Genomic DNA, 12,780 nt, shown 5'->3' on the forward strand with positions numbered 1-12,780 from the left:
CAAAACACAGTTTTGAGGTTGTAGATGAAACTGACGAAGTCAGCTCAAAACACAGTTTTGAGGTTGTAGATGAAACTGACGAAGTCAGTAACCATACCTACGGCAAGGCGACGCTGACGAAGTTTGAATTGGATTTTCACAGAGTGTAAATTGTTGAAACTAGGTTGTCATACAATGTGTACCACTTGGGCTTTGGCAGTAGCTAACTGCACTAAATATAATATAAGGAGGGTTTTATGGGGAAAGGCCATTGGAATCGGAAAAGAGTTTATAGCATTCGTAAGTTTGCTGTGGGAGCTTGCTCAGTAATGATTGGGACTTGTGCAGTTCTATTAGGAGGAAATATAGCTGGAGAATCTGTAGTTTATGCGGATGAAACACTTATTACTCATACTGCTGAGAAACCTAAAGAGGAAAAAACGATAGTAGAAGAAAAGGCTGATAAAGCTTTGGAAACTAAAAATGTAGTTGAAAGGACAGAACAAAGTGAATCTAGTTCAACTGAGGCTATTGCATCTGAGAAGAAAGAAGATGAAGCCGTAACTCCAAAAGAGGAAAAAGTGTCTGCTAAACCGGAAGAAAAAGCTCCAAGGATAGAATCACAAGCTTCAAGTCAAGAAAAACCGCTTAGGGAAGATGCTAAAGCTGTAACAAATGAAGAAGTGAATCAAATGATTGAAGACAGGAAAGTGGATTTTAATCAAAATTGGCACTTTAAACTCAATGCAAATTCTAAGGAAGTCATTAAACCGGATGCAGATGTATCTACGTGGAAAAAATTGGATTTACCGTATGACTGGAGTATTTTTAACGATTTCGATCATGAATCTCCTGCACAAAATGAAGGTGGACAGCTTAACGGTGGGGAAGCTTGGTATCGCAAGACTTTCAAACTAGATGAAAAAGACCTCAAGAAACATGTTCGCCTTACTTTTGATGGCGTCTACATGGATTCTCAAGTTTATGTCAATGGTCAGTTAGTGGGGCATTATCCAAATGGTTATAACCAATTTTCATATGATATCACTAACTATTTGAACAAAGATGGTCGTGAGAATGTGATTGCTGTCCATGCAGTCAACAAACAGCCAAGTAGCCGTTGGTATTCAGGAAGTGGTATTTATCGTGATGTGACTTTACAAGTGACAGATAAGGTGCATGTTGAGAAAAATGGGACAACTATTTTAACACCAAAACTTGAAGAACAACAACATGGCAAGGTTGAAACTCATGTGACCAGCAAAATCGTCAATACGGACGACAAAGACCATGAACTTGTAGCAGAATATCAAATCGTTGAACGTGGTGGTCAGGCTGTGACAGGTCTAGTACGTACAGAGAGTCGTACCTTAAAAGCACATGAATCAACAAGCCTAGATGCGATTTTAGAAGTTGAAAGACCAAAACTCTGGACCGTTTTAAATGACAAACCTGCCTTGTACGAATTGATTACGCGTGTTTACCGTGACGGTCAATTGGTTGATGCTAAGAAGGATTTGTTTGGTTACCGTTACTATCACTGGACTCCAAATGAAGGTTTCTCTTTGAATGGTGAACGTATTAAATTCCATGGAGTATCCTTGCACCACGACCATGGGGCGCTTGGAGCAGAAGAAAACTATAAAGCAGAATACCGTCGTCTCAAACAAATGAAGGAGATGGGAGTTAACTCCATCCGTACAACCCACAACCCTGCTAGTGAGCAAACCTTGCAAATCGCAGCAGAACTAGGTTTACTCGTTCAGGAAGAGGCCTTTGATACTTGGTATGGTGGCAAGAAACCTTATGACTATGGACGTTTCTTTGAAAAAGATGCCACTCACCCAGAAGCTCGAAAAGGTGAAAAATGGTCTGATTTTGACCTACGTACCATGGTCGAAAGAGGCAAAAACAACCCTGCTATCTTCATGTGGTCAATTGGTAATGAAATAGGTGAAGCTAATGGTGATGCCCACTCTTTAGCAACTGTTAAACGTTTGGTCAAGGTTATCAAGGATGTTGATAAGACTCGCTATGTTACCATGGGAGCAGATAAATTCCGTTTCGGTAATGGTAGCGGAGGGCATGAGAAAATTGCTGATGAACTCGATGCTGTTGGATTTAACTATTCTGAAGATAATTACAAAGCCCTTAGAGCTAAGCATCCAAAATGGTTGATTTATGGATCAGAAACATCTTCAGCTACCCGTACACGTGGAAGTTACTATCGCCCTGAACGTGAATTGAAACATAGCAATGGACCTGAGCGTCATTATGAACAGTCTGACTATGGGAATGATCGTGTGGGTTGGGGGAAAACAGCAACCGCTTCATGGACTTTTGACCGTGACAACGCTGGCTATGCTGGACAGTTTATCTGGACAGGTACGGACTATATTGGTGAACCTACACCATGGCACAACCAAAATCAAACTCCTGTTAAGAGCTCTTACTTTGGTATCGTAGATACAGCCGGCATTCCAAAACATGACTTCTATCTCTACCAAAGCCAATGGGTTTCTGTTAAGAAGAAACCGATGGTACACCTTCTTCCTCACTGGAACTGGGAAAACAAAGAATTAGCATCCAAAGTAGCTGACTCAGAAGGTAAGATTCCAGTTCGTGCTTATTCGAATGCTTCTAGTGTAGAATTGTTCTTGAATGGAAAATCTCTTGGTCTTAAGACCTTCAACAAAAAACAAACCAGCGATGGTCGTACCTACCAAGAAGGTGCGAATGCTAAGGAACTCTATCTTGAGTGGAAGGTTGCTTACCAACCAGGTACCTTGGAAGCTGTAGCTCGCGATGAAGCTGGAAAAGAAATTGCACGTGACAAGATTACCACTGCAGGGCAACCAGCAGGAGTTCGCCTCGTCAAGGAAGAACACGCCATCGCCGCAGATGGAAAAGACTTGACTTACATCTACTACGAAATCGTAGACAGTGAAGGAAATGTTGTACCAACTGCCAATAATTTGGTTCGTTTCCAATTGCATGGACAAGGTCAACTAGTCGGTGTCGATAATGGGGAACAAGCCAGCCGAGAACGCTATAAGGCGCAAGCAGATGGTTCATGGATCCGTAGAGCCTTTAACGGTAAAGGGGTTGCCATCGTTAAATCAACTGAACAAGCAGGTAAATTCACTCTGACTGCCCACTCAGATCTCTTGAAATCGGACCAAGTTACCGTCTTTACTGGTAAGAAAGAAGGACAAGAGAAGACTGTTTTGGGGACAGAAGTAGCAAGAGTTCGTACATTAATTGGTAAAGAACCAAAAATGCCGAAAACAGTAGGTTTTGTATACAGCGACGGTAGTCGTGAAAAACTTCCAGTAACTTGGTCTCAAGTCGATGTTAGTCAAGCAGGAGTTGTGACTGTTAAAGGTACAGCAAATGGACGTGAGGTAGAGGCTCATGTCGAGGTTCTAGCAATTGCGAAAGAATTACCAACAGTTAAACGTATTGCTCCAAATACTAACTTGAATTCTGTAGACAAATCTGTTTCCTATGTTTTGACTGATGGAAGTGTACAAGAGTATGAAGTGGACAAGTGGGAGATTGCCGAAGAAGATAAAGTTAAGTTAGCAATTCCAGGTTCTCGTATTCAAGCGACCGGTTATTTAGAAGGTCAACCAATTCATGCAACCCTTGTGGTAGAAGAAGGAAATGCTGCAGCACCTGTAGTGCCAACTGTTACTGTTGGAGGTGAGGCAGTAACAGGTCTTACTAGTCGACAACCAATGCAATATCGTACTCTATCTTATGGTGCCCAACTGCCAGAAGTCACAGCAAGTGCTGAAAATGCTGATGTGACAGTTCTTCAAGCAAGCGCAGCAAACGGCATGCGTGCGAGCATCTTTATTCAGCCTAAAGATGGTGGCCCTCTTCAAACCTATGCAATTCAATTCCTTGAAGAAGCACCAAAAATTGCTCACTTGAGCTTGCAAGTGGAAAAAGCTGACAGTCTCAAAGAAGACCAAACTGTCAAATTGTCGGTTCGAGCTCACTATCAAGATGGAACGCAAGCTGTATTACCAGCTGATAAAGTAACCTTCTCTACAAGTGGTGAAGGGGAAGTCGCAATTCGTAAAGGAATGCTTGAGTTACATAAGCCAGGAGCAGTCACTCTCAAATCGGAATATGAGGGAGCTAAAGGCCAAGTTGATCTCACTATCCAGGCCAATACTGAGAAGAAGATTGCGCAATCTATCCGTCCAGTAAATGTAGTGACAGATTTACACCAAGAACCTACTCTTCCGTCAACAGTAACGGTTGAGTATGACAAAGGTTTCCCTAAAGCTCACAAAGTCACTTGGCAAGCTATTCCGAAAGAAAAACTAGACTCCTATCAAACCTTTGAAGTACTAGGTAAAGTTGAAGGAATTGACCTTGAAGCGCGTGCAAGAGTCTCTGTAGAAGGTATCGTTTCAGTTGAAGAAGTCAGTGTGACAACTCCAATCGCAGAAGCACCACAATTACCAGAAAGCGTTCGGACATATGATTCAAATGGTCACGTTTCATCAGCTAAGGTTGCATGGGATGCGATTCGTCCAGAGCAATACGCTAAGGAAGGTGTCTTTACAGTTAATGGTCGCTTAGAAGGTACGCGATTAACAACTAAACTTCATGTTCGCGTATCTGCTCAAACTGAGCAAGGTGCAAACATTTCTGACCAATGGACCGGTTCAGAATTGCCACTTGCCTTTGCTTCAGATTCAAATCCAAGCGACCCAGTTTCAAATGTTAATGACAAGCTCATTTCCTACAATAACCAACCAGCCAATCGTTGGACAAACTGGAATCGTAGTAATCCAGAAGCTTCAGTCGGTGTTCTGTTTGGAGATTCAGGTATCTTGAGCAAACGCTCCGTTGATAATCTAAGTGTCGGATTCCACGAAGACCATGGAGTTGGTGCACCGAAGTCTTATGTGATTGAGTATTATGTTGGTAAGACTGTCCCAACAGCTCCTAAAAACCCTAGTTTTGTTGGTAATGAGGACCATGTCTTTAATGATTCTGCCAACTGGAAACCAGTTACTAATCTAAAAGCCCCTGCTCAACTCAAGGCTGGAGAAATGAACCACTTTAGCTTTGATAAAGTTGAAACCTATGCTATTCGTATTCGCATGGTTAAAGCAGATAACAAGCGTGGAACGTCTATCACAGAGGTACAAATCTTTGCGAAACAAGTTGCGGCAGCCAAACAAGGACAAACAAGAATCCAAGTTGACGGCAAAGACTTAGCAAACTTCAACCCTGATTTGACAGACTACTACCTTGAGTCTGTAGATGGAAAAGTTCCGGCAGTCACAGCAAGTGTTAGCAACAATGGTCTCGCTACCGTCGTTCCAAGCGTTCGTGAAGGTGAGCCAGTTCGTGTCATCGCGAAAGCTGAAAATGGCGACATCTTAGGAGAATACCGTCTGCACTTCACTAAGGATAAGAACTTACTTTCTCATAAACCAGTTGCTGCGGTTAAACAAGCTCGCTTGGTACAAGTAGGTCAAGCACTTGAATTGCCGACTAAGGTTCCAGTTTACTTCACAGGTAAAGATGGCTACGAAACAAAAGACTTGTCAGTTGAATGGGAAGAAGTTCCAGCAGAAAATCTGACAAAAGCAGGTCAATTTACCGTTCGAGGCCATGTTCTTGGTAGTGATCTTGTTGCTGAGTTCACTGTACGAGTGACAGACAAGCTAGGCGAAGCTCTTTCAGATAACCCAGAGTATGATGAAAACAGTAACCAGGCCTTTGCTTCAGCCACTAACGATATTGATAGAAGCTCCCATGACCGTGTGGATTATCTCAATGACGGAGATCATTCAGAAAATCGTCGTTGGACAAACTGGTCTGCAAGACCGTCTACCAATCCAGAAGTATCAGCAGGCGTAATCTTCCGTGAAAATGGTAAGATTGTAGAACGGACTGTTGCACAAGGAAAAGTTCAGTTCTTTGTAGATAGTGGTACAGATGCACCATCTAAACTTGTTTTGGAACGTTATGTCGGCCCAGACTTTGAAGTGCCTATCTACTATTCAAACTACCAAGCCTACGAATCTGGACATCCATTTAACAATCCAGAAAATTGGGAAGCTGTGCCTTATCGTGCGGATAAAGACATTGCAGCTGGTGATGAAATCAACGTAACATTTAAAGCTATCAAAGCCAAAGCTATGAGATGGCGTATGGAGCGTAAAGCAGATAAGAGCGGTGTTGCGATGATTGAGCTGACCTTCCTTGCACCAAGCGAATTGCCTCAAGAAAGCACTCAATCGAAGATTCTTGTAGATGGAAAAGAACTTGCTGATTTCGCTGAAGATCGTCAAGACTACCAAATCACCTATAAAGGTCAACGGCCAAAAGTCTCAGTTGAAGAAAACAATCAAGTAGCTTCGACTGTGGTAGATAGTGGAGAAGATAGTCTTCCAGTACTTGTTCGCCTCGTTTCAGAAAGTGGAAAACAAGTCAAGGAATACCGTATCCAGTTGACTAAGGAAAAACCAGTTTCTGAGAAGACAGTTGCTGCTGTACAAGAAGATTTTCCAAAACTCGAATTTGTTGAAAAAGATTTGGCATACAAGACAGTTGAGAAAAAAGATTCAACACTGTATCTAGGTGAAACTCGTGTAGAACAAGAAGGAAAAACTGGTAAAGAACGTATCTTTACAGCGATTAATCCTGATGGAAGTAAGGAAGAAAAACTCCGTGAAGTGGTAGAAGCTCCGACAGACCGCATCATCTTGGTTGGAACCAAACCAGTAGCTCAAGAAGCTAAAAAACCACAAGTGTCAGAAAAAGCAGATACAAAACCAATTGATTCAAGTGAAGCTAGTCAAACTAATAAAGCCCAGTTACCAAATACAGGTAGTGCGGCAAGCCAAGCAGCAGTAGCAGCAGGTTTAGTTCTTCTAGGTTTGAGTGCAGGATTAGTAGTTACTAAAGGTAAAAAAGAAGACTAGAAATTTTGATACCTTCTTTATCATTAAAGACCAAAGAAAAACTCTTGTCCTAAATAGAAGATAAAGAGCCTGAGACAAAATAGTTCTCAACCACAAAAAAGCTAGATATTTCCAATTGCGGAACTCTAGCTTTTTAATTTTGAGTCGTTCTCTTATTGTATAGTAGATTGAAACTAGAATAGTACACTTCTACTTCTAAAACATTGTTAGAAATCAATTTGACTGTCCTTATCGATTTGTCCTGTTCTTATTTCATTTCACTATGTTTTAGGAGGTTATTGGCCATAAGTACCAATCCCATGTCAATTCTCACTTGACGCATCCCTCTCAGATTACATATCTTGTAACCCAAACAAGCCTTTATCTGCCCAAAGACAGGTTCCACATCAATCTTGCGTTGAGCGAAAATCTGTCTACCTTGGGGAGATAAAAGCGCCTGACATTCTTTAACTTTCAAGTTTTGATAGCCTTCGTTCATATACAGTCCCTTTTGAGGGGCTGATTCAGGTTCGTCGGCGTAGTAAACCTTGATTTCCTGTTGAAAGTCTGTCTGTGTTTTCTGATGTTTGATATGGTGAAAACGATAGCACCAGCCATCAGGATGTGTGTAGCTATCCTCCTTGTTATCATAGTGCCAATTCGCTAAGTTTCTAGCTGACTGTTTATACCCTCTCTTTTGTTCCTTGTCAAACATGGCATATTTAATCAGAAGGGGAGTGATTTCTTCTTGAAAATAGACCTGTATCTGTTCTTGAAGTTTGGCGGAGAATTTCTCTGTCGTTTTCTTCCACACAAAACTATACTTGTTGGCATTGGCTTCAATCTTAGTTCCGTCAATAAACAGACAATCTAAGGTCACTAACTCTTCCATTTTTAAACGAAGATTGAGGTCGATGAAAAGATCACGAATAAGGTCTTCCATCCCTTCAGCGACTCGAAAACGATTGATGGTGCGATAGCTGACAACCAACTGCCCTGTTAGGTATTGCATAGCCAGATTTTCAATCATCATTTTTTCAATTTTTCGACCAGAGAAAATCCCTTGTGAATAGGCAAATAGAAGAGTAGATACAAGCATTTTAGGGTGATAAGACGGGCGACCAAAGGCATGATAGAAGGCGTAGAAGTGATGTTCCTCCAAGGTATTCACCACTTTTTCAATAGTAAAGACGAGATGGTCTTGTGGTAAGAAGGAACTGATTTCTAGTGGTAAAGTTGTTTGATTTGTGTTATAGTGAATATGCATGGGATAGCCTTTATAAATGGTTTATTGGGCAATTCTATTTTACCAAGACTATCGTAACCATGCAAAAAAAGCAACGGCAAATCCGTTGCTTTTTTTGGAGATAAGAGACTATTGTCCCAGACTCTTTTCTTTGTATAAAATTGTATAGTGTTATTGTCTATACTATTTTGTAGAGAAAGCAAAAATCCCTAGAAAATGCTTAGGGATTCGACTATTTCATTAAGAACAATTCAACAATCATTTCTATATACATGATAAGGGTTAATAAGAATCCTGCACGCCAGAAGAATTTGATGAATTTAGGATAGTAAAAGCTGCGTTTTTTCAAAAGGAAGAAAAAGACGAGAATAATGGCTAGGATTGAGAGGGCTAGCCCCAGTCTAGGGAGGAAATTATGGGTAAAGGTTTTAGCTGTAATCAGGTAATATTCAAATACCAAGACCGGAAAAGCCAAATCCGCAAAGTTTCGTCCTAGTTTTTTTAATCTAAAAAGTTTGGTTAGGATAATGCAGACGACTAAGGTCAGTATCAATAATAAAATAGATGCTAATTTCATTAAAATCATACCCATATTGTATCATAAAAAAAAGGCTAATGGAAACGAGAAACAGAGGAATTTATAGGAAAGTCAGGCTTTTGAGATTGTGGGTGATTTTTGTTATAATGAAAGTTATAAAATCTTATAATACCTTGAATGATTATTATCGAAAACTCTTTGGAGAAAAGACTTTTAAAGTCCCTATTGATGCGGGATTTGACTGTCCCAATCGTGATGGAACTGTGGCTCATGGAGGCTGTACTTTTTGTACGGTTTCAGGTTCTGGAGATACTATTGTAGCCCCAGATGCGCCTATCCGTGAGCAATTTTATAAGGAAATTGACTTTATGCACCGTAAGTGGCCGGATGTTCAGAAGTATCTGGTTTATTTTCAAAATTTTACCAACACCCATGAAAAGGTGGAAGTTATTCGAGAGCGTTATGAACAGGCTATCAATGAGCCAGGTGTGGTAGGAATCAATATTGGAATGCGCCCAGACTGTTTACCAGACGAAACCATCGAATATTTGGCTGAGTTATCGGAGTGCATGCATGTGACGGTTGAATTGGGCTTGTAGACTACTTATGAAGCAACTTCTGACCTGATTAACCGTGCGTATTCTTATGAATTGTAGGTGGAAACGGTCAAGCGTTTGAGAAAGTATCCCAAGATTGAGATTGTTTCCCATTTGATTAATGGTTTGCCTGGTGAAACCCATGAGATGATGGTTGAAAATGTCCGCCGTTGTGTCACGAATAACGATATTCAAGGGATTAAACTGCATTTGCTCCATCTTATGACAAATACTCGTATGCAAGGAGATTACCATGAGGGACGTTTACAATTGATGAGTCAGGACGAATATGTCAGGGTCATCTGTGACCAACTGGAAATCATTCCCAAACATATCGTCATCCATCGAATCACAGGAGATGCACCTAGGGATATGCTGATTGGGCTTATGTGGAGCCTCAATAAATGGGAAGCTCTCAACAGCATTGAGATGGAGATGCGACGTCGTGGAAGTGTTCAAGGATGCAAGGCTGTAAAACAGGAGTTTGAAAATGAAAAGACCACTTGAGATGGCACATGATTTTTTGGCTGAGGTCGTGACAAAAGAGGATGTCGTAGTGGATGCGACTATGGGAAATGGTCATGACACGCTTTTTTTAGCCAAGCTAGCCAAGCAAGTCTATGCCTTTGATATTCAGAAGCAAGCCTTGGAAAAGACCCAAGAGCGTTTGCATCAGGCTGGCTTGACAAATGCCCAGTTAATCTTGCAAGGCCATGAGACACTGGACCAGTTTGTGACAAAAGCTAAGGCAGGGATTTTTAATTTGGGCTATTTGCCGTCAGCTGATAAGTCTGTCATCACCCGACCGCAGACAACGATTGAGGCATTAGAAAAGCTATGTGGCTTACTTGTCAAAGGTGGACGAATTGCTATTATGATTTACTATGGTCATGAAGGAGGCGACCTCGAGAGAGATGCTGTCTTGGATTTTGTAATCCAGTTGAACCAACAAGAGTACACAGCTGCCATTTACCGAACTTTAAACCAAGTCAACAACCCGCCGTTTTTAGTGATGATTGAAAAATTAGAGAGATACAGACATGGATAAACAATACCTACACGAAAAGCTGGATGCCATGCGCCAGAATTTTGTTGAATCAACCCACCACGAACGAGCGGTGGGCGTGCTAGACCAAGCGCATATGAGCAAAAAAATGCTTAAAATCAAGAAAAAATTAGTTGCTCTTGAAATGGAACGGTGCCAGAGAAAAATTGAGCACAAAGACTGTTCCAAGATTGACCAAAAAATCAAAGAGCAGAAGGAGATATTTGAATCCTGTTGTAAAAAAGATTAAGGAGGACGTGCGTGGAATTACTGATTTACCTCATCCTATTTTTACTGGTTTTGATTGTCTCAAGTACAACCAATAAGCTCCTGCCCTTTTTGCCTCTCCCTTTGGTGCAGATTCTTTTGGGAATTGTGATTGGTCTCTTTTTACCCAATACTGACTTTCACCTTAATACGGAGTTGTTTTTGGCACTGGTTATCGGACCCTTGCTTTTCCGAGAGGCTGAAGAAGCAGATGTTACGGCTATTTTAAAACACTGGCGAATCATTGTTTATCTCATATTTCCAGTGATTTTTATCTCGACCCTGAGTTTGGGTGGCTTGGCCCATCTTCTTTGGTTCAGCCTTCCCTTGGCAGCTTGCTTGGCTGTTGGGGCAGCCCTTGGTCCTACGGACTTGGTGGCCTTTGCCTCTCTTTCGGAGCGTTTTAGCTTTCCTAAGCGCGTGTCCAATATCCTTAAGGGCGAAGGACTCTTGAATGATGCTTCTGGTTTGGTGGCTTTTCAGGTAGCTTTGACAGCTTGGACAACTGGAGCTTTTTCTCTGGGGCAAGCTAGCAGTTCGCTTATCTTTTCAATCCTAGGCGGTTTTTTAATTGGCTTTTTAACAGCCATGACTAATCGTTTCCTGCATAGCTTCTTGCTAAGTGTGCGAGCAACGGATATTGCTAGTGAGCTCCTTCTGGAATTGAGTTTACCCTTGGTAACCTTCTTCCTGGCAGAAGAAGTCCACGTTTCAGGGATTATTGCCGTCGTAGTTGCTGGGATTTTAAAGGCGAGTCGCTTCAAGAAAATCACGCTCCTCGAAGCCCAAGTGGATACGGTGACCGAGACAGTTTGGCATACAGTGAATTTTATGCTCAACGGTTCTGTCTTTGTGATTTTAGGAATGGAGTTGGAAATGATAGCAGAGCCTATCTTGACCAATCCAATCTATAATCCCTTGCTCTTGCTGGCATCTCTTGTCACCCTTACCTTTGTCCTCTTTGCTATTCGTTTTGTCATGATCTATGGCTATTTTGCCTATAGGACTAGACGTCTCAAGAAAAAGCTAAATAAGTATATGAAGGACATGCTTCTCTTGACCTTCTCAGGTGTCAAGGGAACGGTGTCGATTGCTACGATTCTCTTGATACCAAGTAATTTAGAACAGGAGTATCCTCTCTTACTTTTCCTTGTCGCAGGTGTGACGCTTGTAAGCTTTTTAACAGGTCTCTTGATCCTGCCTCATCTTTCGGATGAACAGGAAGAAAGCAAGGACTATCTCATGCATATCGCCATTTTGAATGAAGTAACGCTGGAGTTGGAAAAAGAGTTGGAAGACACCAGAAATAAACTTCCCCTCTATGCGGCTATTGACAATTACCATGGACGTATTGAAAATCTCATTTTAAGCCAAGAAAACCAGGATGATCAAGAAGACTGGGCTGCTTTGAAACTCTTGATTCTTAGTATTGAAAGTGATGGATTGGAACAGGCCTATGAAGAGGGGAACATTAGCAATCGTGCTTACCGAGTTTACCAACGTTATCTGAAAAATATAGAACGAGGAATCAATCGTAAGTTTGCGTCACGATTGACCTATTATTTCCTTGTTTCTTTGCGGATTTTACGTTTTCTCCTTCATGAAGTTTTTACTCTCGGGAGGACTTTCCGTAGCTGGAAGGACAAGGAGCAAAGCCGTCTCCGTGCTCTTGATTATGACCAAATTGCAGAGCTCTATCTTGCCAATACAGAGATGATTATTGAAAGTTTGGAAAACCTGAAGGGAGTCTATAGACGCTCTTTGATTAGTTTTATGCAGGAGTCTCGTCTTCGAGAAACAGCTATTATCAGCAGTGGTGCCTTTGTCGAACGGGTTATCAATCGCGTTAAGCCTAACAATATCGATGAAATGCTGAGGGGCTATTATCTGGAGCGCAAGTTGATTTTCGAATACGAAGAAAAACGATTGATTACGACCAAGTATGCCAAGAAGTTACGACAAAATGTCAATAACTTAGAGAACTATTCCTTGAAGGAAGCTGCCAATACCCTGCCGTATGATATGGTGGAATTGGTAAGAAGAAATTAGTTAATACTCTTCGAAAATCTCTTCAAACCACGTCAGCGTCGCCTTGGATTATATATGTGACTGACTTCGTCAGTTTCATCTACAACCTCAAAGCAGGGCTTTGAGCAGCCTGCGGCTAGCTT

Annotated in this window: 6 protein-coding genes and 1 pseudogene; 5 read left to right on the plus strand and 2 right to left on the minus strand. The window is 41.5% G+C overall.

From position 1 onward, the window contains the following. The first annotated feature begins 236 nt into the window (after positions 1-236). Entirely contained in the window at positions 237-6,938 is a 6,702-nt protein-coding gene (gene bgaA / locus HT699_RS06325; protein WP_172934182.1) for an LPXTG-anchored adhesin/beta-galactosidase BgaA, read from the plus strand. Positions 6,939-7,185: 247 nt separating this feature from the next. Here bgaA and HT699_RS06330 read toward each other — a convergent pair whose 3' ends face one another. Beyond that, positions 7,186-8,184, minus strand: a complete 999-nt coding sequence (locus HT699_RS06330; protein ID WP_172934183.1) for a transposase — start codon at positions 8,182-8,184, stop codon at positions 7,186-7,188. A gap of 211 nt (positions 8,185-8,395) precedes the next feature. Beyond that, a complete protein-coding gene (locus HT699_RS06335) occupies positions 8,396-8,755 on the minus strand; it encodes a DUF3397 domain-containing protein (RefSeq protein WP_000525408.1) in 360 nt (119 codons plus the stop codon). Between the two features lie 92 nt (positions 8,756-8,847). Between HT699_RS06335 and HT699_RS06340 the strand changes: the two are divergent. The 4 genes and pseudogenes from HT699_RS06340 (at position 8,848) to HT699_RS06355 (ending at position 12,658) form a co-directional block, all read left to right on the plus strand. Next, positions 8,848-9,804 (plus strand): annotated as a pseudogene (locus tag HT699_RS06340) (TIGR01212 family radical SAM protein). Next, on the plus strand, positions 9,788-10,345 hold the full coding sequence (locus HT699_RS06345) for a class I SAM-dependent methyltransferase (protein ID WP_000828435.1): 558 nt from the start codon (positions 9,788-9,790) through the stop codon (positions 10,343-10,345). Before HT699_RS06340 ends, HT699_RS06345 begins: the two are co-directional and overlap by 17 nt. Then, entirely contained in the window at positions 10,338-10,592 is a 255-nt protein-coding gene (locus HT699_RS06350) for a hypothetical protein (protein WP_000361073.1), read from the plus strand. The genes HT699_RS06345 and HT699_RS06350 overlap by 8 nt, the downstream gene beginning before the upstream one ends. 11 nt (positions 10,593-10,603) lie before the next feature. Beyond that, entirely contained in the window at positions 10,604-12,658 is a 2,055-nt protein-coding gene (locus HT699_RS06355) for a sodium:proton antiporter (RefSeq protein ID WP_000421629.1), read from the plus strand. The last annotated feature ends 122 nt before the right edge of the window (positions 12,659-12,780 follow it).

Origin of the sequence: Streptococcus sp. 1055 (assembly GCF_013276815.1) — a bacterium.
Classification (GTDB): domain Bacteria; phylum Bacillota; class Bacilli; order Lactobacillales; family Streptococcaceae; genus Streptococcus; species Streptococcus pseudopneumoniae.

What these genes read in the sequence shown, in the direction of transcription:
- HT699_RS06350 (WP_000361073.1), top strand. Translation starts at nt 10,338, where the DNA reads ATGGATAAACAATACCTACACGAAAAGCTGGATGCCATGCGCCAGAAT.
- HT699_RS06330 (WP_172934183.1), bottom strand. Translation starts at nt 8,184, where the DNA reads ATGCATATTCACTATAACACAAATCAAACAACTTTACCACTAGAAATC.
- HT699_RS06345 (WP_000828435.1), top strand. Translation starts at nt 9,788, where the DNA reads ATGAAAAGACCACTTGAGATGGCACATGATTTTTTGGCTGAGGTCGTG.
- HT699_RS06335 (WP_000525408.1), bottom strand. Translation starts at nt 8,755, where the DNA reads ATGGGTATGATTTTAATGAAATTAGCATCTATTTTATTATTGATACTG.
- bgaA (WP_172934182.1), top strand. Translation starts at nt 237, where the DNA reads ATGGGGAAAGGCCATTGGAATCGGAAAAGAGTTTATAGCATTCGTAAG.